The organism is Rhodococcus sp. NPDC080181 (assembly GCF_040702225.1).
GTDB lineage: Bacteria > Actinomycetota > Actinomycetes > Mycobacteriales > Mycobacteriaceae > Rhodococcoides > Rhodococcoides fascians.
In genome coordinates, this window is sequence record NZ_JBFBKN010000012.1 from 59081 (window position 1) to 83999 (window position 24919).

Genomic DNA, 24919 nt, shown 5'->3' on the forward strand with positions numbered 1-24919 from the left:
GTGACCGAAATGTCAGCAACCACCCCGACTTCGCACATCGCTCCCAATGCCGTCGTTCCGGAGGACATCAGGAGCGAGATCGAGCAGTTCACGAGAGACGGCTTCCTCGGACCGATCAAGCTGTACGAACCCGACGAGGCTGCAGAACTGATTCGTGAGATCCGCATTCGGAACTTCGACGGATCGAAGGCGCTCTACCAGAACAGCGTGAACTACGATCGCCACTTCGACATCCCTGAACTCACTCGACACGTCGCCCATCCCACGATCCTCAAGTACTTGACTGCGATCCTCGGGCCGGACGTCCTGTCATGGCGAACCGAATGGTTCCCCAAATTCCCTGGCGCAAAGGCCACTGAATGGCATCAGGTCCGCGACTACAGCTACGCGAACGGCAAAGCTCAGCTCGAGCCGACGCAGTCCGACTGGAATGCATTCATCGACATCACTGTGTGGACCACTTTCACGCCGGCCACGTCCGAAACGGCTTGCATGCGCTTCGTACGGGGGTCACACCGTGACAGGATCTTTGACGAACACAAGCCAACCACTGCGGGTCGCACAGACGACTACGACGTAGCGCGCGCTGACACCGGTTTCTTTGGCTATGACTTCGCGGACTTCAAGATCGACGCGAACTGGGAGCCAGACCCCGAGGACGTTGTCGAGATGCCGATGCAGCCCGGTGAGGCCGTGATCTTCACGGCTTCGTGTGTCCACGGTTCGCTACCCAACACTACCGAACGTGAAACCCGGTTTGCGATCGCGGGCCGCTACGTGCCGACTCACGTGCGTGTGTACCCCAATCAGAGCGCTTTCACTGCCCACGGCGCAACGTTCGATCTTCAGAACTACGGCAGTGTCCTGGTCGCTGGAGAGAACCGCTTCGAGCACAACCGAATCCGCTCCACGAACAATCATGGCGAGCGCTTCGAATTCTCCTGATCTACCCCCGAACACTTACCGAAAGGTTCCCGTCAAACATGACCATCGACGACGTTCGCGACATCTGGTCGCGAAACCTCAAGCTCGATCAGTCCGCCATCGGAGACGACGACGACTTCTTCACACTCGGAGGTCACTCATTGATCATGGCGGAGATTCAGAACGAGTTCGCGGACAGTTTCGGAATCGAAGTGGCAATGGACGATCTGTTTCGTCGACCCACGGTAGGCCAGATCGCTGCCTACCTCGATACTCAGCGATCGGTTGTATAGCGTGAGGGCTCCGCACCGGAGGTCGGCAAACGGGCCTGCAGACGCATCCGCCCAGGTCCACTGATGCGTCTGTCCGATCGCGGCGAGAAGATGTCGCAGCTGTCCGGAATTCGGGAAATTCTACAAGACATCGCTCTGGCAACGGCCGGCGACGATCGCGACGAGTGGGTCGATCTCGGCGCAGGCAGCCCTGCGCGGATTCCCGAAGTACTGAGCGCGGTGACAGGATTCGCTCGAACGGCAGTCGAACTCGATCTCGATAGTTCCAGCACCGCGTACGGCCCCTCAAGAGGTTCCAGTGTGCTGCTCGACGCAATTATCGAGTACTTCTCCTCCCGATTCGGATGGTCGTTGGATCGAAGCAACATAGTGGTCGGACCCGGTAGTCAGATGCTCCTTTTCGCGGCGACCACGGTCTTCACCGGGCCGGGCCCGGACGGCCACAAGGTGCTGGTGTTGCCATGCCTGCCCGACTACACCGGCTATCAGGGACTCGAGTTGGACGTCAACGGAGTAGTCGGCGTTGCTTCGGAAGTATGCCTGTTGTCCAACAACATGTTTCGGTATGCACTCGATACAGATGCGGTGAATGCCCGCACGGATGTTGGCGCGTTATTGCTGTCCGATCCGCGTAATCCCACTGGTGACAGCTTGACTGCTACCGAGTTCGACGAGCTGTTGCGTATCGCAGAGACGAAGAAGGTGCCGCTGCTGGTTGATCATGCCTATGGGGAACCCTTCCCAAAAGTGGCCGGGTCGCGTGCCTTGCCGCGATGGCACCCGAACGTCGTGCACTTCTTCACCTTCTCGAAATTCGGGATACCTGGAGAACGATTGGGGTTCGCAATCGGGCCGTCGTCCCTCATAGAACCGCTGTGCGCGTTTGTATCGAACACTGTGTTGCATGGGCCGCAGCTGTTTCAGGCCGCTACCGCCAGGGCCCTACGCGACGGCAGCGTCGACGACGTAGTACGGGACCGAATTACACCCCACTACGAGCAGAAACGACGAGACGCCGAAGCCTTGCTGCACGATGCGTTTGATGACGAGTTCGATTGGCGGCTGCACGTCAGCGAGGGAGGAATGTTCTGCTGGCTGTGGATTCGCGAACCGTGGTTCCAGGTCGGAGAGTTCTACCAGCTGCTCAAAACGTACAAGGTCTGTGTTGTTCCCGGGAACAATTTTTTCGTCTTGGGCGACTCCGGTGACGTAGCCAACGACCATGCACATCAGTGTGTGCGTATCAGCCTGAGCCGGGACGTGGACACCATTGCCCGGGGCATCGGTCTGATGGTTGTGGCGTTGCGAACCATAAGGGACCGGACAACCGACGCTGGCAGCGAGTAGAAGCTACTCCACGGGTGTGGAGAGCAAAACGGCGTCCCGCGCGAATCGAGCCGGAGTTGTTCCGACCATTCGCTTGAAGTGCCGATGCAGGTGAGCCTGATCATGAAAACCCGCTACCGTGGCGACCTGCGATGCCGGAACGCCGGCCAGGAGCATTCGCCGGGCGGCATCGATCCTTCTACCGATCAGATATCGGTGCGGTGCGATGCCGAACTCGTGGGTGAACGCGCGAACCAAGTGAGTCGGTGACACATGCAGTATGTTGCTGGCTTCCTCAAGTGTGACTCCGGACTCTATTCGCGAGTCGATCAGATCTCGAAGCCGACGAGCGAGCGAACCGTCAGCACGAAAGACGGGGGGACCGCTCTCGTGCCGCAGGTGACCTTGTAGCCGTTCTACGACAAACGCCAACCTGCTCTGCGCCTCGAAACGCTTGAGCGGACAACTCAGTGATCGGTGGAGTAAATCCACACGATCACGGAGGGCATCGTCGCGGATGCTCGGGGTGTCCACCGCTGAGCCGATATTGGTCAGTACCTCCGGAGCCAAGTAGATGACACGCTTACGGAAGCCTGTGTCGGTGACCGTCCTGCCGTCGTGCGGAACATGCGGCGGAAGCAAGGTCACCGTGGACTGCACCGAACCGTGCTCGTGCCCAGCCATGTCGTAGCTGATCGCACCAGAGTCCACGATCAGCAAGGTCCACGAATCGTGAGTGTGCAGGGGGTATCTGTGCTCGACGAAGCGGGCATGGAACACCTCGACCACCCCGGGGACACCAGGGTTCCATGCTGTGATCTCGGGTTTGTCCACTACGTCAAGAATGTACAAGACTCAGCGGTTTCCTGCCGGACAGACTTGGATCATGGATCCAGAAAGTGCACCAGTCAGGTTCGACACCAAGATCGCAGTTCTCTTGAGAGACGACTTGGAAAGCTGGCAACGACTGAACGTGTCCGCCTTTCTCGTCAGTGGAATCGCCGCCGCAAATCCTGACCTCATCGGACAGCCGTACTCCGACGCCGACGACACTCAGTATCTAGCTATGTTCCGCCAGCCCGTACTTGTTTTTTCGGGCTCGAAAGAAGATCTAACAGCTGCTCACACACGAGCTGTTGGTCGCGGGCTAGCGATCTCTGTGTTCACCGCCGATCTATTTCATACGAACAACGACGATGACAATCGTGCAGCGGTGCGCGCCGTCGCCCGTGACGAACTGGACCTGGTCGGACTGGCTGTTCACTCCAAAAAGAACGCGGTGGACAAGATTCTCAAGGGCACCCGTATGCATCCCTGACCACGCCGACTCCACAGAACTGAGGACCATCGTGACTACCGAAACCCGTCCAGCTGCGGACCGAACCGCGCAACTCGCGTACTTGAATCTGCTCATCACCATGGCATTTTTTGGTAGCGCATTCGCTAGCTCGAAGCAGGTGGTCGGTGAGATCCCTCACCAGGTGGCAGCCGTACTACGCTTCGGTGGTGGTGCGCTGGTACTCGTCGTAGCAGTGCTACTCGTCGCGCGAGGTCGATTCACTCTCGATCGCGGAACAGCGATCCGTGCCGGCGCGGTCGGATTGCTCGGTGTGTTCGCCTACAACGTCTTCTTCTTCTGGGGCCTCTCATTGGCTCCGTCGCTCGACGGCGCGGTCATCGTGCCAGTCATGAGCCCAGTCATCACCATCGCTTTCATGGTGGTCACGAGACGCGAACGAGCGTCGAGAACGAGAGTCGCCGGCCTCGTGGTCGCAGTACTCGGAGCGGCTCTGTTCTTCATCAGCGTCGGCGGGGCAGAAGGTGGACTCAACAGCACACGACTCGCGGGCGATGCCATCTTCGTTGCAGGCGCAGTGTGCTGGGCGGCATACACCATCACCTCCAAAAGCGTCCTCAAAGGAGCTGACCCACTGCAGGCAACGACAGTAGGCACGGCGGTCGGCGCTCTCGCGCTAGCAGCCGTCGCAGCGCCCGCAATCCCGAACGTGGACTGGGCGGCGGTCTCGACGACGTCCTGGCTGAATGTCGCCTATCTTGCGATCGGGCCGACGGCGCTCGCCTACCTCCTGTACTACCGGGGGCTGCGTCACGTCGCGCCAACCACTGCGACCATCATGATGTTTGCGGTTCCAGTGTTCGGAACTGTATGCGCAACTGCATTTTTAGGGGAATCGTTCACCGGAGTTCAAGTGCTTGCATCGGTGATCACCATTGGCGGAGCACTCTTGGCCGTCACAGACGGCCGCCTCCGCTCGACCGGTGGCGACAAGCGTTCGGCGAACCCGGTAGACAACTGAAACGTAATGAATTGAATCGGTGGGGGAATCTTGTCGCTTTTGAACGTGCGTTTATTGGGCCCACTCGAGATCGGCTGCAACGGTATAGATCTGCCGCTGAAGGGAAGGAGGCAGAGGACGGTCATGGCATTACTGGCTCTCGCCCACGGCGAGGTCGTACCGTTGAGCAAACTGATCGACGCTTTGTGGGAAGAGTCCGACCCTCCTACTACTGCCGCAAAACAAGTGCGTAACACAGTCTCGGAGATGCGGGGCATTCACCCGAGTGTCGCTGCAGCCGTAGAGACGGCGTTTCATGGGTACCGCCTCCGATTGTCGCAGTGCTCGCTCGACATCGATCGATTCTGCACACTGGCCGACACTGCGCGGACCGAAGAAGAATCGAACTGCCAGAGTGCCATCGATCACTACCGTCAAGCGATCGACATGTGGCAGGGAACCGCGGTCGAGGGTGCAGGGAACACCGCAATCGAGGCACGTACCCGTCTGCTCGATGATCGTCGACTGGAGGTCACTGAGCGTTGGCTTCAACTTGAAATCGACTTCGGTACAATCAATCTCGGTCAGATGACCGTGGTGTGCGAAGCACTTACCTCTAATCCGTACCGAGAGAATCTAGTCACACTTGCGATGCAAGCATTCGCTGCGTGCGGGTCGCGCGAGCGCGCACTGAGCTTGTACAGAGCAACTGAAAGTGCCATGTCGTCCGAGCTCGGTGTTGCGCCCGGTGCCGCCCTACGGCGAGCAATGGAACAGATCACGTCCGGCGTATACGAACCCGTCGTCCGGACTTCGGTCCCGAGACTGAGAACCGAAGTCGTTCAACGGCAAAACGGACCGATTGTTGGACGAGACTCACAGCTCGATACTGCAGAGAAACAGTGCACGGATCGTGCTGGTGATGCACACATTTACGCCGTGGACGGTATGGCATGCGTTGGTAAATCCGTGTTTGCCGCCAATCTGGCGCGGCGTCTCGCGACCAAGTACGCAGACGGTTTCTGCATGGTCGACATACGCTCCCACTCTCCAACAACCGCTCCGATGACAACGAGTGAGGCGCTGACTGCCCTGCTGGCGCAGTCCGGTGTCACAGGTGTCGAACTCCACGCGTCGTTCGACGTGCGCCGCGAACTGTGGTTCCAGCTGCAGACGGAACGGGCGGTCGTATTTGTTCTCGATGACGTCGTAGACGAAGTGCAGGTCAATGCCCTTGTGGCAAACAAGAGTTCATCGATAGCAATCGTCACCAGTCGCACACGACTGACTGGCCTGGACCTTGTGCGGGCCATGACTCTCGAACCGCTGGACGTCGAAGCCGGTGCGCAACTGTTCGCTGTGATCGTCGGTGACGGACGGCCCGAGTCCGATCTGCCCGCCACGCAGAGCATCGTAGAACTCTGCGGCGGGATCCCGATGGTGATCTGCGCCGCCGCCGCACGAGTCAGACATAGACCTGCATGGACGATCCGCGCCTTTGCGGATCACGTAAATCAGGATCCGTCTCGTCTACTTCATATCGGGCCCGAGCGGAAGTCGCTGGCCGCGGCGCTAACGGTGTCCGTTATGCGCCAGGATCGAGAGCACTTGGAGATGCTCCACTCCGTCGCTCGTGAGAGTGACCTCGCGGCTACCACTGCTAGTGCGTCGTTTGGTGCGCGTCGTGAGCGGTTGCTCGAAGACCTCGTCGATGCAAACCTGTTGGAACACGGAGATCCGGGCCGCTACCGACTTCATGCGCTCGTGCGCCGCTTCCTCCGGGACACAGACGAACCGAATGATTCACATTCCTCAGGCTGCCCAAATCTGCCAACCGCCATCTGACACAACAGATCTCTGTTCCGTCCGTTCACTGGATCAACCATAGGATGCCGAGATGCAGCCAGTTCCCTTTCTGTCGGGGCATGTCCTTTTCCTCTTTCTCTTTCAAGTCGGTCTGCTCCTCGCCGTCGCAGTAGGTCTTGGCCGACTCGCACGGCATGTCGGGCTCCCGTCGCTTGTGGGGGAGATCGGAGCGGGGATCATCCTCGGACCCTCAGTTCTGCAGAATGCATGGCCAGGTTTCGCGTCCGCTGTCTTCCCGTCGCAAGCAGAACAGTTTCATCTACTGGACGCCGTCGGGCAGCTAGGCGTCCTCTTGCTGGTCGCTTTCGCCGGAACCGATCTCGACATGGCGGCCGCACGCCGCAACTCAGGAAAGACTCTCACGATCAGCGTGTTCGGACTCGTGGTCCCGCTTGCCGCCGGCGTGGCGGTAGGTTTCGTCCTCCCACAATCCCTGCGCGGCAACGAGTCCAACGATTCCTCGTTCGTCCTGTTCGTCGGCGTCGCCCTGTGTGTGAGCGCGATCCCGGTGATTGCAAAGACGCTGACTGACATGGGCCTTATGCACCGCAATGTCGCTCAGTTGACACTGGGCGCGGCAATAGTGGACGACACGGTCGCGTGGTTTCTGCTTTCGGTGGTCGCCGCACTCGCCATCGGTGGACTCACTACGGGAACTGTCATCAGCGTGCTCGCAGCTCTGCTGGGCACGCTGCTGTTTGCCTTGCTGATCGCGCGTCCTCTCATCAAACGGTTGATGGGTTGGGTGACCAGTAAAGCCGATCCGGCTCACGCCTCGGCGGTTACGGTAGTCCTCGTGCTGCTGTCGGCAGCAGGCACACACGCCGTCGGTCTCGAGGCTCTGCTTGGCGCATTCCTTTGCGGGATCCTGATCCGCCGATACCTTCCACCCAGGGCTGCGGTGATGGTGCCCTTGAGAACTGTCATGACTGGAGTCCTGGCACCCGTCTTCTTTGCAACCGCCGGTCTTCGTATGGACCTGACAGAACTATTGGAGCCGTCGGTAGCTTTGGCCGCAGCCACTGTGCTTTTGGTTGCGATCATCGGCAAATTCGTTGGTGCCTACATCGGATCCAGGTTGAGCCGACTCGGACGATGGGAGGCTGTAGCTGTCGGATCGGCCCTCAACGCACGCGGAGTCGTAGAAATTGTTATAGCGATGACAGGCCTGCGACTGGGTGTCATCTCTTCGGAGATGTTCACAATCATCGTGTTGGTCGCGATCGTAACGTCCTTGATGGCACCGCCATTACTGCGCTTTTCGATGCGCCGAGTTTCCCTGACTGAGGACGAGAGCAAACGAAAGTCTGAATTCTACTACGCGTAAACACGCCCACCAAACAGCAGCCGCGCTGTCGAACAAGAAATGGCAAGAGGTGATTTAGATTTACGTCAACGAAATGTCACCATGCACCCAGGAGATAAGAATCTTGCATCACACCGGTTCCGGGCGGAAGAATGTCCACTGACTCAAATATGGCGGCGTCCCCACTCCTTGTGCTGGGAAAAATCTCCGAGATCCTAGAAACATTCACATTGCAGCGTCGAGCGTTAACCCTCAGTGAAATACAACGAGCAACCGGAATGCCACGGTCCACGGTTCAGCGCCTGGTAAGCAACATGGTGTCCCAGGGTTTCCTCGACAAGAGTGGCGACCAGGTTCTCGTTGGGGCCAAAATGAGGGTTTGGGCAGCAGCAGCTACAAGAGATCTGGATTTTCTTACGACTGCAAAATCGATCCTTGAAGAAATTAGAGATTTAACCGGAGAGACAGTATCTTATTTCCGAACCGAGCAGAGCTTCTGCGTTGCTGTCGCCGTTGCCGAAACAAGACATTCGTTGCGCCATGAAATGCACGTAGGCAAGGTGATCCCACTGGATAACTGCCTCGCAGGCAGGGTCTTTCTGGCCTACGCACCTCATTCGGCATCTAAAGTTCTGGGCGGCCAGATGCAGATGGTGACGGGTGAACTGAATACTACCTCAGAAGCCGAATGCAGGACCACGTCCAAGATACGGGCTGGTGGGTACGCAACAACTGTTGGCGGGTGCTCGTCAGACGTATCCGCCCTGTCTGCACCAATCTTCGATTCTGCGGCTGACGTCATCGGCGTGCTCACTATCAGTGGGCCTGCCTATCGCATGCCCCAGGAACGATGCGAGGAGTGGGGGGAGCTGTTGGTTTCCCGAGCAGACAGAATTATTCGGAGCCTTGGCGGACGCTATCCAGATGGCACGCCCTGACTCCGGCCCCACTAGCCGATACGAACCTCAAATCGACCAGCACAATCTACCATCGTCCACAGAATTCCAGACCACGACAATGACCGCTCCGAACTGTTACGCAACAACTCAAGCGCTACTGCCGTTGCATCTCGATCCCGTGGACCCCGCAGACATTACTGATTCCAAATAGACCTCCTGGTCATTCGTTTCTAGTGATCGGACACCGTCTTATTGCTCGTCTTTAGCAAATCAACGAAGCTACCGCGAAGGGATTTTGAGATTTGCCATGCCCGTGAAGGTGAGATATCGCCCCACGGATAGTCCATGTGATGGCGCACCCGCTCAAGATTCGCCGCCGCTAGAGTTGCAATACCCGTCGATGAATCGATGTCGACGATTCCATCGAACTCTTGCCCACGGCGGTTGACATCCACGAGCTCTTGGACAATATGACCGGGATGCACTCGCATTCTCCATCCCTTTTTGTCCATTTCGATCGGATAGCCACCTGGAAGACCTCCTACTCCGGGCGAGTGCACTATCCGCGAAGAATCACTGAAGCTAGCCGCTACGACCGACAAAACTGAGCTCGCGGTCAAAAATTGTCCGTTGATTCCGCCACGGCGGCGCCCGGTCGTTGCGACGTCGTTCAACACCGTTAAGAGATCATCTCCTTCGACCGAGCGATATTCACAGCAGCCCACGAATGCACCCAACAACATTGGAGCGCCGCCACTATCACCATATCGCGGGACGCGGTGACTGACGTAGTGCTGAGCTGCTAGTAGAATTTCAACCTGCCGAGGGTCAATCTCCCAGAGTCTCGCACATGCGAATCGGAGTGCGGGGATCAAGTTGCTGGCATTGCCAGCTCCTAGCGCGCGGCAAGATCCATGTACGGCAGCAAGTATCGGATTGACTGCGTCTGGGAACCCGCAATTTACCAGTACGGCCTGAGATCCACTTGCGAGGTATGCGTCGTACACCGCCAGAGCAGGTGCGAGATGCATCGGCAGCCACGGCCCAAATTGCGCCTCGTCGAGAGAGTCGAAGACACCTTGAGGGAGCTCGGTCAAGCGTCGCCAGCTCTGAACCGTGGTGCAGTTGACAATTATGTCGGGGTTTGTCGTCACAATGCAGTCGGAGAGACGTTCGGTGTCCGTGGCGTCGCACGCATAAGCCACAATTTCCGTGGCAGATCTTGCATTAGCCGCCGTGTAACGACACAAGTTGACGTCTCTGATCAGAGACTCCTCGTCCCGACCCACTGCAACAATTCGCTTCACATAACCTTGCTGCAAAAGAAGCATTGTAAGCTTTTGGGCCAAATCTCCGAACCCAATTATCATCACGGTCCCCGATAGCCGACCACGGCCGAATTCGGCTCCGGTTCTGAAGTCCGACTCGGTACGTTGGGTCTCAGTCATTGCTACTCACCTTCCAGACGAGGATAAAATATCATGAAATAGATCGATTTGGTTGCAAGATCAGTATTTAAACGTACTAATCATGGCGCAGCCTGACGAACGCTGTTCCAGCGACGGTGAATAGATGAATTTAACGCTATTTCAGACCGAACTTGAGCAAATTGCGGAGTCGAGGAGAAATGCTTAATCGGAAGCGCGTCTTCGTCGAGATGCATTTGAAGTATTTCAGCCGGTATATCCGGAAATGCTTCGTGCGACAGACTCAAGTCCGCACGAATCGAGTTTATACCCTCAAGTATGTCGCCCTCGACGAAGTTGGATTTCATCGCCCCAATCTGATGGATGTGATCGGGCTTCAAAGTGAAAATAACCTTTGTGGATTTAAAAGCCTCGATATGAATGGGAATTCCATGTCCCTGATCCATTCGTACAGATGATAGAAGCAACGTCGTCTCAGGATCCACCGTCGCCAATATTTCCTGCTCATGGCGGCCTATGGCACATTCGAACTGCCGCAATTGCACGGTGTCTATATTAGCGAGAATTGAGGGGTGGATCCCATCGCCCACTCGACCTATCATGTGTGTTACGACCGATTTTGGCTCCAAACTTCCTGGCCTAAGACGTCGCCTGCCGTGCGACACTGCTGTTGCGAACGCTTTGACCTGCGAAGCGTAGAAGGTCATGGTCCCGTTGACCGAAATTCCACGAGAGACAAGTTCTTCGACGGCCTCGATTCCTTCCTGATGGCAGGGCACTTTAACCATTACGTTCGGAGCAATCGACGAATACAGTATTCCTTGTTCGACTATCGAACCGGCATCACCCATGATTTCAGGAGATATTTGCGCCGATATCCATCCACTCTCACGACGGGACTGGGAATGCAGGGAAAGTAAAGTAGTTGCTCCCGCACGGATCACCTCCATCATCCGCTCCTCCGTCGTGGACCGGTTCCAAAATTGGGGCGCCCGCTGCACGAAGTCGGCCACAATACTCGGGTTCGTTGTAACGCCGACTATGGGAAACCCCGTTTTCGGACCGTCTGCAGTTATCAATCTGTGGGTGTCACAGGGATGTGCGTCCAACCAAAGGTGCATCTCGTTTGTAAAGAAAGCATTTATTGACATCTCTGTCGATCAGCCTCTCTTTTAGGATGGTGGCATGGCGTTGATGAATGACACTGCCATGAAACGGTCTCGCGCCGTTCGACGGGCACAACCGAGGCACGGGCATAAATTGCCGACTCGGTGCTGAAATTATGGGATAGATGGTTCGTTCATGGCCGTATATTTTGTGTGCTTTCGGCGTTCTTCGTCAGGCGAATGGATTCGAGCAACTGCGGCTCGAAGGAGGGGCGGCGCCATCAAAGATGTAACGACGGCGACTAGCACGATAATGGAGAACATTTCCGACGAGATGATTCCAAGCCGCAATCCCGCCATCGCAATGACGATCTCGACCACTCCTCGCGAGTTCAAGGCAGAGCCGACGGCAACCGCTTCCCAGTGCCCCAGTCGACACAACCTGGAGCCGAGGTACACGCCGAGGAACTTACCCACGATGGCTACCACCAGCACGCTGATCGCCGCGAAAGCAACAGAGGGTTTCAGTAAGGCTGTGGATGGTAGCGCATGACGACAGTGCGAAATTGCGCCCCAATCAATCGGGCTTTCCACTACGTCTGCCCGCGACATCAGTGCCCCAACCTGACTGCTGGTGTCGCCAATTTTAGCTCCCTCGCCACAGAATCGGCCTGGAGAACTGCCGTCCGGACATAGTTGACGATGGGTACCCGGGTGAATGACGCCGTACCGATCAACATGACATCTTCGGACGTGAGCGATCCTGGTAGACGCAACCGCAGGTCTGTCTCAAGCATGGGTGGTGCACCCCCTGTGCTTTTTGGCGACGAGAACGACAATCCTCGTCCAGTGATGCTCAATGTTGGAGGTTGGAACCCCGCGGCACAGACGATGGCATCGTAGAAGTCCTGCGTTCCGTCGCGCCACGTGCACCGCCAGCCGTCATTGCCAGTTCGGGCGATGTTAATCGGCACGCCCGATGCAACCCTCGCTTGGCCCGCGTCGATCAACTCCATGAGCAAACGCGCGTTCGTTGTGGGGATGGCCGAGATATAGCGATTCACCAAGCGACTGCCGCGTTGCATTGCCACACCACGAACGCGTGGATCATCCACGCGGGACAGGCGATCGTTGATGACATCGATCAGTTGCGCAATGGTTTCCTGCCACAACGTTTCTCCGGCGTCCGCGAGCGCTAGTTCTTCGCGCATGCGCAATACCGGATCGACAGCCGAGGATGTCTGCCGTGCTAGTGGAAGGTCGCAGATGTCGCGCGTGGCTCTGCGAATCAGACGCAAGAGCGCGCTGGGTAGGTGCTCACTCTCGATCGACAGTGACTCCAGTGCATTTGTGTCGAGTGTCGCAACGAGGTTGTGCCGCAACGACGTCCGTACTGCCGGTAGTTCACCCGAGCGAGAGGTCAGGGTGACCTGGTGGCCGGCGGCCCCAAGGGTGAGTGCCGAGTCGACAGCCGACAGGCGCGTGCCGATGACGAGGATGCGCGAGCGAGCCGAAAGTGAGTGAATCACTCTATCAACCGGGTAGGGGGTCGCGAAGAACGTCGGTGAACTGACGAAGCCGCGTAGAGAGAAGGGCACGGTCGGAGGACCTACTCCTGGGGCGACCAGGACATGGTCTGCAGTTGTCGATCGCCCGTCATCGAGTCCGATTCGGTACCCTCGACCGTTCACACGCGGAGCGACCCACATTGCCCGCGCCCGCTGGTTCTCAACCGATAGGCCCCGGTTCGCTGCAGCACTCCGTGCCTCGCGCAAACAGGATCTGATGTAGCCACCGAACAAGTGTCGGGGAACGAATTCGGAAGGTTCAGAAGGGGCTCCGGTACGACGTAAGTACTCGACGAAGTCGTCGACGTCGTCGGCTCTGAGCGACATCACCGCGGCCGAAGTGTTGCACCGTAGGAGAGTGTGTGCCGTGTCGAATACCCGGCCACGGCCGGGCTCCAGCGGATCGATGATCTCGATCGACTCAGCGGCACCGTGGCGAGCGACGGCCCATAGCACCGCCGTTCCGGCAGCGCCCGCACCGATGATCGCGACGTGCCCAGTCATGTCGGGTTCTCAACGCGCTTCGACGCTTGCCTCGTAGTGAAGGTAACCGAGGCTGAAACCACGCCCACAATCAGCAACAACGATATGGCGTCGGCGCTCTGCCCTGCGGCCAGCTGGGCTAACCAGGTCATAGCTGGTAGCAGCGCAACGAGAGTAATCGCCGGAAGCGAATCCGCCCGCTGGAACCCGACTTGCAGCAGAAACAGAGGGATGACGACGGCGAATACACCGAAAACGAACAGTGTGACCAGTTCACTCGCATCGGGGACCTGCGGTTCGCTGACTAGCCACGCCAGCGCCGCGAGAACGTATGTCAGATGAAATCTGTGTGCGGTGACCCAGACTGGGCTTGTATTGGTTTTGCCGAAACTCTTCGACAGAAGCACAACCACTGCCATGCCACTACCGGCTGCGACGGCCAGCACGAGACCGATCATCGCCGCCGCTGACCCGGTACTCCGGTCTGACAGTTGCCACGTCCGGCCGGCGAGGAGCAGCCCGAAGGCCATCATGATGGATATCGACCACAGGTCGACTCGCCCCTTCCATTCTCGGCGCCGGAATACCACCAGTGCTATGAGGATGAGCACTGCTGGCCCCAAAGCCGCCTCAATCGAGCTGGTCGTCGAGGCCGGGATTATGCTGATAGACAGGTAGTAGCTGAGAAAAGTGATAGCCGTGGCCAAATTCATCCAGGCCATCGCCACACGCGTCTCCCGTGGAGCTGGTGTTGTCCGACCCGAGCGCACTCGGTGAACCACACCGAAAATGCCTGCGGTAGTGGCGAATGCCATGATCGAGAACACCAAGCTGTCCGACGGACTGGTCCTTTCCGTCATGAAGCCTTGGACCGTCGCTTGCATTCCGACCGATAGGAGGATCAACAGCAGGTACCGGTTGTGAGTAGTCACTCTGCCGGCCATTTGTGCTGCGGCTCGTTGGCCGACGGGTCGCGTACTGGTAACGCTCCGCGGACGGTCGACCCAGTTTGTTCAATGTCCTGTACCTCGTCGAACTTCTCGCCGTGCATCATGCCTTCCTGTTCAATCTGTCGTCGGGAACGATGTCGAAGAGCTGCCCGGCGTTTTCGAGGTCGTGAATAGTCGCCAACGACTCGGTCAGTCGGTCCCCGTCGTCATCGACGAGGAACGCAATTCCAGTGAAACCGGTAGTCAGCAGCCGGTCGCGGACAGTGGTGCCGGCACCGGGGACGCCGACAACGGTGTGCAAGTTAGGAAGTCGGCGTAGGGCCGCGAGGCCCGGGACAGCCGATATAGTTCCCTCGCTGTGTGCGCGCAAGAACACCTTGGCGAGGTGCTTCCGGGCTCGATACGGCATCTGGAAGCGTGCCCTGAACGCCTCCGGATCGAGGTATCGCTCGGCCGTCGCGTGCTGGTGCGTCGTTCCCAATGCGGCGAAATATGGATCAGGTTCCAGGCATGGACCCATCACGCGCGAATTGACCTCCACCATACGCGGGCCGTTCGACGTCATCCGAACCTCCGAGTGCGCGGCCCCCTCCTTGATCCCCAGTGCATCAAGGCATCGAAGTGTGTAGCGGATGACGTCGTGGTCGCGGTCGTCCAACAGCTGCGGTGCCCTCATATGTCGATACACCGGGGCACCTCCCTCGACTTCGTCGATTCGACAGTGGTAGTAGTCGGACAGCAGATGAGTCCCACCGATGCTCACCGTGTTGACGACGTACTGAGGCCCGCTGATATACTCTTGCAACAGAACTCGATCATTGTTTCGGCCCAGGAGATTCCGGTTTCCCAACACCGCCGCGCCGGCTCTGTGGGCGGCCAGACGGTCGGGGCAGACCCTGCACCCGTCACTTCCAGCACTGTCCACCGGCTTGACCATGATCGGAAACTCGCACCCATCCAGCGCAGCCGTCATTTCCGCGATGGATTGCACCATGACTGCATTGCCGATTGGTACTCGTGCTTCGTTGATGGCGCGGATCATCAGGTACTTATCACGACGTGCCCCCGACAGAAACGGGTCGTTTCCGGGTAAGCCGAGTCGATGGTTCAATTCATCGGCAAGCGTTACGCCGTATTCGCTGGCCGCGACTACATGACTTGCGCCCGCCCGGGCGAGTGTCACGCAGGTCTCTTCTAAATCTTGGTGTACGAGTGTCCTGTCGCCATGATCAGCTGGAACCAGTTCTGGTGTGTAGATGCGCAGCGTGTCGCTGGTTCGCTCGTCGAACGCCCGCGCCAGCGCAGTTCCGCTCGATACCGGGTTGGTAAGAACAATCATCGAATGAAGCTCCTCGGTAGCTCTCTGGCAATCGCCCGTCGGGCATCTTGACGACCAATCGGTCCAGTCCAAAGCTCAGTCACCGCCGCCGGCCGAGTCGAGCAACACCTGACAGTCGTATTACGTTGCAGTGCTGCACTTCTCGTACTTCTGGACTGTCCTGTCACCCGTGAATCAACGGCTGTACTCATGCGACGCTCTCTTCGGCGGTGTGAGCGCCGGTGCTGGTGTGGCCCTTCGACCCGCAAGGACGCCGCCGAACGAATCCGAGGGCGTGAACTGCGAGGCCGGCGATGAGCGCCCAAAATGCTGACCCGATCCCTGCAGCACTCACCCCCGATGCCGCGACTACAAATGTGATCGCTGCGCTATGTCTGTCAACATCGCGGTGTAAGGCGGAAGTCAGTGCTGAAGCTAGGGTGCCGAAAAGCGCAAGGCCTGCAATGGTTTCGACGATTCCGGCCGGGGCAACAACAATGAGGGCCGCCAGGGCAGCGGAACACCCTCCTAGCAGGAGGTAGGCCCACCCCGCGGTGAGGGCCGCAATCCATCGCTTGCGCGGATCTGGATGGGCTTGTTCGTCGGCGGCGAGCGCAGCACTTATCGCAGCAAGATTGATAGCGTGTGCGCCGGCTGGAGCGGCTACCGCCGTACCAATGCCAGTCAAGACCATCGACGAACGCCAGGGAACGGTGTAACCGTACGACGCCATCACCGCTGATCCGGGAACGTTCTGCGATGCCATGGTGACGACATACAAAGGCAGCGCCAGAGCAACAGCTGCCTGCCATGTCCACTGCGGCATCACCAGTTCTAGACGTGGCACGATGCTGCCGAAGGAGACTGAGTTGTTCGAGGCAACTCGGTCCACAGCAATAACAATGGCCGCAACTGTGAAAGCCGCCAGAACCGACCAACGCGGGTAGAAACGTTGCAGGATCAACCATGTGATGACCACTGGCGCGATCGTTTGAGGTGTGTGAACTACCGCCGATATAGGGGCAGTACACAACGGCAGGAGTATGCCGGCCAGCATTGCTTGTGCGAGTGAGACTGGGATGGCGGCAATGAGAGTGCTGAGTTTCGGTATGAGACCGGTGAGAACGATCGCGACGCCGACCAGAACGAAGGCTCCCAACGCCGCAGGCCAGCCCCCAACGACCGAACCAGCCCCCGCTAGCAGCGCCGCTCCCGGAGTGGACCACGCCAAAGTGATGGGTATCCGGTATCGGCTTGCGAGAAATACGATCCCCAAACCCATCACTACACATAGGGCCAGCAGTCCCGATGCCGCCTGGGTGTCGGATGCGCCGACTGCACGTAAACCGGTCAAGACAACCGCGAACGAGCTGGTGAATCCCACGAGGGCAGTAACAATCCCGGCTGTGACCGGCTGCGCACGAGAAGCGTGTGGGTAGTGATCAGAGTTGACAGGGTCCATTTAGTTTCTCGCCGTGGACACGAGAAGGGCGTGGTGCGCCGATTGCTCCTCGGGTTCTGGAGGTCCATCAAGATCGCCCCGAGTGGAGAAATCGTCCAGCTGCAGCGGCATTTGCCATCGCTCGGAGGTCGAAAGCCTGCTCGGCGGCTGAAAGACCCACGACGAACACACGCAGATTTCCATCAACGCGAACCTTCCTTGCCTTCCCGACCAGCATGTTGCACCGACCGGAGGGGCTGTATCGGATGTCTTGACACATTCGTTCGGCGTACTTAGAGTCAAATTGGATCCAGGATCCGATTTACTACACCGCATTCGCTAGCAACAGTCAAGGGGGATGATTAAGCAACATTTCGAATGATTGGAGTTCTCGATGACCTCTCGACCGACCCCTGTTCTCGACGTTCTGGGAACCGTGACGACCGAGCCTCACCTCGCAAGAGCGTTGATCGAGGAGACGCTTTCATCCGCCATTCTCGACGGGCGGATTCCGAGCGGAACCACCCTGCGCCAAGAGGAGCTGGCGCGCGTGTTCGGGGTGAGTCGAATGCCGGTCCGAGAGGCACTCCTGCAGCTTCAATCACATGCGCTGGTGACGATCGTGCCGAACAGGGGAGCAATGGTCACCCAGGTCACCGCGACCGATGCGGCTGAAACCTATGAAGTGCGCCTCGCGCTCGAACCTGCAGCGTTGAGGAAATCCGTACCGCACCTGACAGTCGACGACCTCGCAGAAGCGGAGAGTCATGTGAGCGCCATGGAGCAGACGACCGACCTGCATGTTCTGGGGCGAGAGAACGCCAAATTTCACATGTGTTTGTACCGTCGCGCCGGAAACACCAAGCTCCTGCGAATGGTCGAGAGCGAGCTGCAGGACGAAGAACGACTGCTTCGTTTTCATCTGGCGGCGCTGGGGATCGAGGAGCTGGCCCAAGACGATCACAGGGCACTCATCGAGGCAGCGAGAGGACAGGCAGTCGAGGAAGCAGTTCGTGTGCTCGAACGCCACATCAGCTTCGCAGCACAAACCATCCAGAACTACCTCAACAGACGAAGCACCAGCTGATCAGCACTCCGTGTGGCGTTCCTGCCGACGGAGTGAACGAAAGGAAAACCGTGCAACAGCAGACAATTGACTTCGCGCTCACCAGCGCCGAGCTGGAACAGTTCCACCGAGACGGCTACATCGGGCCATTCGACCTGTATGAGCCCGACGAGATGGAGCAACACCTTCGGGCTCTTCGCCCGAAACTCCTGAATACCAAGAATGCGATATACAAGGGCGAAAGCGCAGTCTCTGGGGTCACGAATCTGTCGAACTACGACCGCCACTTGGATATCGACTTCCTTGCCGACCACATCACGAGACCCGAGATAGTCGACCGAGTCTCGAGCATTCTTGGACCCGACACCTTGTGCTGGAGAAGCGAATTCTTCCCGAAATATCCTGGCGACGAGGGCACCGACTGGCACCAGGCCGACAATTTCTCCAACGTCGCCGGCTCCAAGCACCCACAGATCGTCTGGCCGGACGACGCTGAATTCGGTGGAACAATCACCGTCTGGTCGGCGTTCACGGAAGCCTCCATCGACAACGGCTGCCTGCAGTTCATTCCAGGGTCACACAAGACGATGAACTACGACGAGTCGAAGACCATGGAGTACGACGCCGACTCGGTAAACAAGGTCGAGAAGGACGGAACCCGGCGAGGCTTCTTCGGGTACGACTACCGCCAGCTACAGAAGGACCCGAACTGGAGTCCCGACGAGTCGAAGGCCGTATCCCAGGTGATGAGGCAGGGTCAGTTCATCATCTTCTGGTCAACGTTGATGCATGCATCGCATCCGCACAGCGGCCTCACCGACAAGATGCGGCTCGGGTTCGCCGGACGCTATCTTCCGACCTCGGTACGGGTCTATCCCTACTCCGATGCGCTGGCCGAGTTCGGCGGCGAAGCAAGCTTGGACAAATTCGGAAACGTCTTGGTCTCGGGACGGGACGAGTACGGCTACAACAAGTTTGCCGACAGCACGGTCAATGGACATCGCTTCGTTCCACGGGGAGGGGTTCAGGGATGACTGTGAGCAGTAGTTCTACTACCGAAGCGTGGGTACTCGAAACATGCATCTCACTCGGGCTTCCGATCACGGAAACCGCAAACGACATCTTCGCAGTCGGGGCAACCTCTTTGACGGCACTGAAGTTGATCGCTCGCGCGGAGGACGCCTTCGGTGAAGACGCATTGCCGCCCGACGACCTGTTCGAGCGACCCACCATTGCCGAGATCGCCGCGACCATCGCTCGATCGACGACCAGGCTCGACTCGTCAGACAGTCTCTGACTGTGACGGAAGCTGAGGATCGCTGGATTGCCCAGTTGGGCACTGTTGGCGGCCAATCGAAGACGACGTTGGTCTGCTTCCCGTACGCCGGCGGAACCCACGACATCTTCCGACCCTGGGCGCAGCTACTGCCGGCAGAGATCGAACTGCTCGCAGTTCGCCTCCCAGGCAGGTCCACCCGTATATCCGAACGGGCACACACGGAATGGCCATCCCTGATCGAGGATGTCACTACCGCAATCACGCCCTATCTGGACGGTCGCTACGCCTTCTTCGGCCACAGCTTTGGTGCGAGGCTGGCCTATGAGGTACTTCACGCCCTGGCTGTCCGCGGCGTTCACTCCGCAGACCGTCTGTTTGTGTCAGGTTCTCGCAGTCCCAGAACGCCTCAGAGCCTTCCCTTCATGCACACCCTCGATGAAGACGAATTTCGCAAAGCTCTCCGGCTTCTTGGTGGAACACCACCGGAGCTACTGGCAAACAAGGTACTCATGGACGTGCTCTCTCCTACGGTCCGCCGTGACATCGCGCTGGCAGAACAATGGGGCGACCGACACGCGGGCATTGCGCTCGAGACGCCTATCACTGCGTTCTACGGGCGTGACGACTCCATCGACAACCTTCGCGCTACACAGGGATGGCGGGAACACACCACAGACGAGCTCGAAACCGTCGAGATTTCCGGCGGTCACTTCTTCCTCAACACCCATAGAACCGATGTGTTGGCGATGATCACCAAACGATTGGAGACAGCGAGTGCGCACTGTATCGACGTCCCCTGACGCCCTCTCGTTGCACACATACGTCAACGACACGGACGCCCCCTATCTCGACGACTGCACAATCGCAGACGTCTTCGACACGCAGGTCACTGCCACCCCTGACGCCATTGCGGTGGTCTACCGAGAAACAGTTTTGACCTACCGCGCACTCTACGAGCGCGCCGAGCAGATGTGTGCTCACATGCGCGCACAGGGGATTCAACCTGGCGAGGTGGTTGCTGTCGACGTCGCGCGGACACCGGATCTGATCACCGCCCTGTTGGCGGTAATCAAATCCGGTGGCACCTACCTCCCGCTCGACAATTCCTGGCCCGACAACAGGATCGAGTCCGTAATCGGCCTGGCGCAATGCTCCGCGGCGATATCGGATCGCCCCGACATGTTGAGTGCCCGGTTCCGACAGCTGCGTGTAGTTTCCACCGAGGCACCGAAACTCGATGAAAACGATGGAGTCCGCCGGCGGACGGGCGCTCGGGCTGACAGCGTTGCCTACATCTGCTTCACTTCGGGATCCACAGGAACACCTAAAGGCGTTCCGATACAACACCGGTCTGTGATGAGGCTCGTGCAGAACGCAAGGTACGCAAGGCTCGGACAGGGAAGCGTCCTGCTCCACCTGGCACCTGTCGTCTTCGACGCAGCAACATTCGAGATCTGGGGTGCCCTGCTCACTGGCGGCACCTGTGTGCTTTACCCATCCAAGTTCGTACGGCTGATGGAGCTTCGAAGAGTCCTGGCAGACAACTCGATCACTACCCTGTTTCTGACGACGGCTTTGTTCAACCTCGCCATCGAGGAAGACCCTGCGATTTTTTCCGGCCTCGACACCATCTTGACCGGGGGAGAGGCTCATTCACTCAAACATATGGACATGGCGCTACAGGCTCTCGGTCCAGACAAGATCGTCAGCGTCTACGGACCCACCGAAGCTACTACGTTTGCCACCTATTACCCCGTCAGACGTATCGAGTCGGGAACCACTGGGCTCCCGATCGGGCGGCCTCTACAAAACACCCGTGTGTACTTGCTCAGAAACGGGCGGCTTTGTGGCATAGGAGAATCCGGAACTCTACATCTTGCAGGGCCAGGTCTCTCACCTGGATACTTGACCGATCCCCGAGCCGCACCAGACGATGCGTTCTTCGAGGCCACCGTAGACGGACGACCCGAACGCCTCTACCGTACGGGGGACCGCGCATACTTCCTCGACACAGGTGACCTAGTTTTCCTCGGGCGAGACGACGACCAAGTCAAGATCAACGGCCACCGAATCGAAATCGGCGAAGTCACACATCATTTGGATCTATTCGACTCAGTCAAACACTGCTTTGTCACCGTCGACGACACCGCACCCGACAGACGATTAGTCGCATTCATCGTCCCGCACACCGCAGAGTGCACCCCCGACTGGATCAAGAGCCAACTTCACGCCGAACTTCCCCCGTACATGGTGCCGTCTGCCGTACGACTTTGTGACGACTTCCCCTTGACACCGACAGGCAAGATCGACCGGCGAACACTCTTACAGACCATGTCACCGTCGAAAGAGCTGATCTCATGACTTTGGCCAAACGTGCACAGCAATTTCAACAGACACTCCAGGATCGCGGCCATGACTTTCAGGTGATCGAACTCCCCGCATCCACGCGAACAGCAGATGACGCAGCATCTGCCCTTGGCTGTGCCAAGGAACAGATCGTCAAGTCGCTCGTCTTTCGAGCGACGTTGGCGAACGATCCGGTACTTGTGCTCGCAAGCGGCCCGAACCGGGTCAACGAACGAGCACTCGAACGTCTGCTACAGGTCGAAATCGTCAAGGCGGATGCGGCGTTCGTCAAGGCCGTGACCGGATATGCAATCGGGGGTCTACCCCCGTTTGGCCATCTGCAACCCCTGACAACTGTCGTCGACGAGGACTTGCTCCAATACTCAACTACTTGGGCTGCGGCAGGAACTCCGAACGCCGTCTTTCAGATCAAGGGCCCTATCACCGCAGTGTTGCCCCCACACGCCGTCAGCTCCATCGCATGACTGCAGCAAATGCTCTGGCACTGCGAAAACAACACGGACCCATTGTAATTGGCACCCTTGATGTCTTCCGGGACGAAGTTCGGCAGATCCTCGGGGAAATAATTCTCCCTCACGCTGACGAATGGGAGGCGGATCGCCGCATGGACAAGTCCGTGTGGCGGTCCCTTGCCGATCATGGGCTTCTTCAGCATGGTTTGTCTGGATCCGATTTCTTGTTTAGTGCAATATTGCTCGAAGAGCTCGGCCGAACGGGCTACGCGGGAATCAGAGCAAGTATCGGTGTGCACGCGTACATGGCTGCGTCCTACCTCGAGATGTTCGGTACACCGGAACAACGGGAGCGTTACCTAGAGCCTTGTCGTCGAGGCTCCCTCGTAGCGGGATTGGCCATCAGCGAACAGGGATCAGGTTCGGACCTTCACGCACTCTCCACAACCGCCGTCGCAACCGGAGCGGGCTACAACGTTTCTGGTACCAAGACCTACATCGCCAACGCGACCACGGCCGATGTCTTCATCACGCTGGTGAAAAGCGGTCAATCCACCGCCACACGCGGTCTCGTAGGTGGATCGCTGCTGATCATCGATGCGCATCACGAGTCGGTGGAACGAGTCCAGACACCCATGCTCGGATGGCACAGCGCCGATATCGGCACGATCACCTTCCGCGACACACCGGTACCAGAAGGAGCACTCATCGGACGTCAGGACAGGGCCATCCTCCATCTGATGCGCGCGCTTGATTTCGAACGCCTGGCGGCCGCACTTCTTGCACTTGGCGGTGCGAGGCACTGCATCGAATTACTCGACGCCTTCACTCGCGCCCACAAGATCAACGGAGCTCCTTTGAGCGCTAAACAGTCAGTCAGACAAGAAATTTCGAACCTACACAGCGATCTCGAAACGACTCGTCATTACACCTATCACGCTGCTCAGCAGCACATCTCAGGGACCTTGAGTACCCGCACCGCATCGATCGCCAAGCTTCAGGCCACAGAGCTCGCGCGCCGCGCGGCCGCCGTATGTCTGCAGTATCACGGAGCTCGCGGTTATACCGAAGATGCCGTTCCCTCGCGTATCTACCGCGACGCCGCCGCGGGCAGTATTGCGGCAGGGCCCAGCGAGCTGCTTCGTGACCTCATCTACGAATCGAGCACTGCCCCCTAACGGCCGAGCGAACTCAAGGCAGCCTCCCTCCGATATCTCGAAGGCTCTCGACTACCACTGAAACCAAAGAAAATAGCCCCTGTGACGCCGCCTCGAACGGACGGCTGTATTGAGACTCCCCAAAGCACTGGACACTAAGCGATCCCACTTCATAGCGTGTCTCGCGGCGGCGTGCATGAATCGGGGTAACTGCCCTGCGGCATCGGCCAGCCGCCGCAAACCCTGTCCCGACTACCTGCAAGTAGCAGCCATTCAGGATGGGAGTAGTGCTATTCGAGGCTGACTCAACGGCTAGCTCTACCCAGTAGTACTGAAGACGCTCGTAAAGGCCGCAACGAACCACGCGACGATCGCCAAGCCAAAGCCAGCGATTATTCCAGGTGACTCTGCTTGATTGAACACATAAGTGACAAGAACAAGAGTACCTACGACGATGTAACAGACGCATCCCGCGGTCAGAAGAACCGACACCGAAAACATAGACCTAAGAGCCGACGACAGGCGCCCACCCAGGCTCAGTTGTCCGTATGTTTGAACATCGTTCTCCGGCAGCTTAAAGCCCAACACATTTGCAGACCCTGTGGCCACCGCAGTGGCCAGCAGTCCTGCTAACGATGCGTTGGCTGCGCTTACAGGCAACGTGGGTGCCGTCTCGGTCGCAACATACTGCCAAGTCGAAACGGAAAGCCAGACCCAGACCAGAGCATAAATAGCTAGCACAAGGAATGATATTCCTACTCGAAACATGTTTTTGAGTTCTGGCGTCATTATCAGTTCTCCAATGCGGCGAGGTAATGCGTTTGCCATCCACTGATTCTGTGCGTGGACCTTACACCCCATCCGATGCCTTGGAAGGAGTTTGACCGATCCACTTGCAAACTTCGATAGATTTTCTGTCGCATAGGGGCGACGTGACTCGCAGCATCGGCAATGCTCTTGCCTTCTTCATGCCATACGTGCTCCACCGAAGGCTCGCGAAAGACGTTGCTGAAAGAAATGGTTGGGACATACCTTCCAGTCGGATCTAAGGTGAGCGGAGTTCACTCACCTGTCACATCGCCGTAAGCCGTCACCGACGAGGTCTCGCAGTGTCTTGTGAAGTACGGAGGAGTGCGAAAATGCACCTTTGAAGTCATCGCCCAGAAGCTCGGCTGACCCACGTCGATGCGATCACCTGCGGTACGCACTCTGCGCGTTCGCGCCACCGGCTGACATCGAGGAGGCGGAGGTGGAGCCGGCCGTGTTGAGGCCGGCTTGCGACACGGCCATCCGGGACTTCCGGCGTCGGCACGTTCGCGCGAAGGAGTAATTTGCACGGACATAGGAGTGCTCGAGGGCGTGAGCCCGTCCGATCGGAGGGCCTTGGTTGCCCC

The 24919-nt window shown here is 58.2% G+C and carries 24 protein-coding genes; 15 read left to right on the forward strand and 9 right to left on the reverse strand.

Going from position 1 to position 24919, the window contains the following annotated elements:
• The first annotated feature begins 9 nt into the window (after window positions 1-9).
• The 3 genes from AB0O58_RS15415 to AB0O58_RS15425 all read left to right on the forward strand — a co-directional run bounded on the left by AB0O58_RS15415 (window position 10) and on the right by AB0O58_RS15425 (window position 2564).
• A complete protein-coding gene (locus tag AB0O58_RS15415; protein ID WP_366238490.1) occupies window positions 10-945 on the forward strand; it encodes a chlorinating enzyme in 936 nt (311 codons plus the stop codon).
• Window positions 946-983: 38 nt separating this feature from the next.
• Window positions 984-1217: an acyl carrier protein gene (locus AB0O58_RS15420; RefSeq protein ID WP_366238440.1), complete on the forward strand. Its 234-nt coding sequence runs from the start codon at window positions 984-986 to the stop codon at window positions 1215-1217.
• A gap of 90 nt (window positions 1218-1307) precedes the next feature.
• Window positions 1308-2564, forward strand: coding sequence for an aminotransferase class I/II-fold pyridoxal phosphate-dependent enzyme (locus tag AB0O58_RS15425; protein WP_366238441.1), 1257 nt, complete (start codon window positions 1308-1310; stop codon window positions 2562-2564).
• Between the two features lie 3 nt (window positions 2565-2567).
• Here the strand turns inward: AB0O58_RS15425 and AB0O58_RS15430 are convergent, their stop codons facing one another.
• Window positions 2568-3377 (reverse strand): AraC family transcriptional regulator, encoded by an 810-nt coding sequence (locus AB0O58_RS15430; RefSeq protein WP_366238442.1) that lies wholly within the window; start codon window positions 3375-3377, stop codon window positions 2568-2570.
• Window positions 3378-3429: 52 nt separating this feature from the next.
• Between AB0O58_RS15430 and AB0O58_RS15435 the strand changes: the two genes are divergently transcribed.
• The 5 genes from AB0O58_RS15435 (at window position 3430) to AB0O58_RS15455 (ending at window position 8950) form a co-directional block, all read left to right on the forward strand.
• Window positions 3430-3861, forward strand: a complete 432-nt coding sequence (locus AB0O58_RS15435) for a DUF2000 domain-containing protein (protein WP_366238443.1) — start codon at window positions 3430-3432, stop codon at window positions 3859-3861.
• A gap of 31 nt (window positions 3862-3892) precedes the next feature.
• A complete protein-coding gene (locus AB0O58_RS15440; protein ID WP_366238444.1) occupies window positions 3893-4861 on the forward strand; it encodes a DMT family transporter in 969 nt (322 codons plus the stop codon).
• Window positions 4862-4984: 123 nt separating this feature from the next.
• Entirely contained in the window at window positions 4985-6685 is a 1701-nt protein-coding gene (locus AB0O58_RS15445; protein ID WP_366238445.1) for a bacterial transcriptional activator domain-containing protein, read from the forward strand.
• A gap of 52 nt (window positions 6686-6737) precedes the next feature.
• Window positions 6738-8033 carry a cation:proton antiporter gene (locus AB0O58_RS15450; RefSeq protein ID WP_366238446.1) on the forward strand — a complete coding sequence of 432 codons (1296 nt, stop codon included), beginning with the start codon at window positions 6738-6740 and terminating at the stop codon, window positions 8031-8033.
• Window positions 8034-8164: 131 nt separating this feature from the next.
• Entirely contained in the window at window positions 8165-8950 is a 786-nt protein-coding gene (locus tag AB0O58_RS15455; RefSeq protein ID WP_366238447.1) for an IclR family transcriptional regulator, read from the forward strand.
• A 191-nt stretch (window positions 8951-9141) separates the two neighbouring features.
• On the opposite strand, the gene AB0O58_RS15460 is transcribed toward AB0O58_RS15455, so the two are convergent.
• The 7 genes from AB0O58_RS15460 to AB0O58_RS15490 all read right to left on the reverse strand — a co-directional run bounded on the left by AB0O58_RS15460 (window position 9142) and on the right by AB0O58_RS15490 (window position 17225).
• Window positions 9142-10359, reverse strand: a complete 1218-nt coding sequence (locus tag AB0O58_RS15460; RefSeq protein WP_366238448.1) for a hypothetical protein — start codon at window positions 10357-10359, stop codon at window positions 9142-9144.
• 80 nt (window positions 10360-10439) lie between these two features.
• Complete coding sequence (locus AB0O58_RS15465; RefSeq protein WP_366238449.1) at window positions 10440-11489, reverse strand: transaldolase family protein; 1050 nt, start codon at window positions 11487-11489, stop codon at window positions 10440-10442.
• 129 nt (window positions 11490-11618) lie between these two features.
• On the reverse strand, window positions 11619-12056 hold the full coding sequence (locus AB0O58_RS15470) for a cation:proton antiporter (RefSeq protein ID WP_366238450.1): 438 nt from the start codon (window positions 12054-12056) through the stop codon (window positions 11619-11621).
• Complete coding sequence (locus AB0O58_RS15475; RefSeq protein WP_366238451.1) at window positions 12056-13516, reverse strand: FAD/NAD(P)-binding protein; 1461 nt, start codon at window positions 13514-13516, stop codon at window positions 12056-12058. Before AB0O58_RS15475 ends, AB0O58_RS15470 begins: the two co-directional genes overlap by 1 nt.
• The gene (locus AB0O58_RS15480) at window positions 13513-14223 is read right to left on the reverse strand and encodes a hypothetical protein (RefSeq protein ID WP_366238452.1); all 711 of its coding nucleotides are present in this window, start codon (window positions 14221-14223) and stop codon (window positions 13513-13515) included. The genes AB0O58_RS15475 and AB0O58_RS15480 overlap by 4 nt, the downstream gene beginning before the upstream one ends.
• Window positions 14224-14545: 322 nt before the next feature.
• Window positions 14546-15856 carry an ATP-grasp domain-containing protein gene (locus AB0O58_RS15485; protein ID WP_366238453.1) on the reverse strand — a complete coding sequence of 437 codons (1311 nt, stop codon included), beginning with the start codon at window positions 15854-15856 and terminating at the stop codon, window positions 14546-14548.
• 115 nt (window positions 15857-15971) lie between these two features.
• Window positions 15972-17225, reverse strand: coding sequence for a benzoate/H(+) symporter BenE family transporter (locus AB0O58_RS15490; RefSeq protein ID WP_366238454.1), 1254 nt, complete (start codon window positions 17223-17225; stop codon window positions 15972-15974).
• A gap of 415 nt (window positions 17226-17640) precedes the next feature.
• Between AB0O58_RS15490 and AB0O58_RS15495 the strand changes: the two genes are divergently transcribed.
• From AB0O58_RS15495 to AB0O58_RS15525, 7 genes are read left to right on the forward strand one after another with little or no spacing between them, the layout of a single operon-like run.
• Window positions 17641-18291, forward strand: a complete 651-nt coding sequence (locus AB0O58_RS15495) for a GntR family transcriptional regulator (RefSeq protein WP_366238455.1) — start codon at window positions 17641-17643, stop codon at window positions 18289-18291.
• Window positions 18292-18341: 50 nt separating this feature from the next.
• Entirely contained in the window at window positions 18342-19304 is a 963-nt protein-coding gene (locus AB0O58_RS15500) for a chlorinating enzyme (RefSeq protein WP_366238456.1), read from the forward strand.
• Complete coding sequence (locus AB0O58_RS15505) at window positions 19301-19567, forward strand: phosphopantetheine-binding protein (RefSeq protein ID WP_366238457.1); 267 nt, start codon at window positions 19301-19303, stop codon at window positions 19565-19567. The genes AB0O58_RS15500 and AB0O58_RS15505 overlap by 4 nt, the downstream gene beginning before the upstream one ends.
• Window positions 19568-19569: 2 nt before the next feature.
• On the forward strand, window positions 19570-20349 hold the full coding sequence (locus AB0O58_RS15510) for an alpha/beta fold hydrolase (protein WP_366238458.1): 780 nt from the start codon (window positions 19570-19572) through the stop codon (window positions 20347-20349).
• A complete protein-coding gene (locus AB0O58_RS15515; RefSeq protein WP_366238459.1) occupies window positions 20324-21910 on the forward strand; it encodes an amino acid adenylation domain-containing protein in 1587 nt (528 codons plus the stop codon). The genes AB0O58_RS15510 and AB0O58_RS15515 overlap by 26 nt, the downstream gene beginning before the upstream one ends.
• Window positions 21907-22380, forward strand: coding sequence for a YbaK/EbsC family protein (locus AB0O58_RS15520; protein ID WP_366238460.1), 474 nt, complete (start codon window positions 21907-21909; stop codon window positions 22378-22380). Before AB0O58_RS15515 ends, AB0O58_RS15520 begins: the two co-directional genes overlap by 4 nt.
• The gene (locus AB0O58_RS15525; protein WP_366238461.1) at window positions 22377-23546 is read left to right on the forward strand and encodes an acyl-CoA dehydrogenase family protein; all 1170 of its coding nucleotides are present in this window, start codon (window positions 22377-22379) and stop codon (window positions 23544-23546) included. The genes AB0O58_RS15520 and AB0O58_RS15525 overlap by 4 nt, the downstream gene beginning before the upstream one ends.
• A gap of 297 nt (window positions 23547-23843) precedes the next feature.
• Here AB0O58_RS15525 and AB0O58_RS15530 read toward each other — a convergent pair whose 3' ends face one another.
• Window positions 23844-24353 (reverse strand): hypothetical protein, encoded by a 510-nt coding sequence (locus AB0O58_RS15530; RefSeq protein ID WP_366238462.1) that lies wholly within the window; start codon window positions 24351-24353, stop codon window positions 23844-23846.
• Between the last annotated feature and the right edge of the window lie 566 nt (window positions 24354-24919).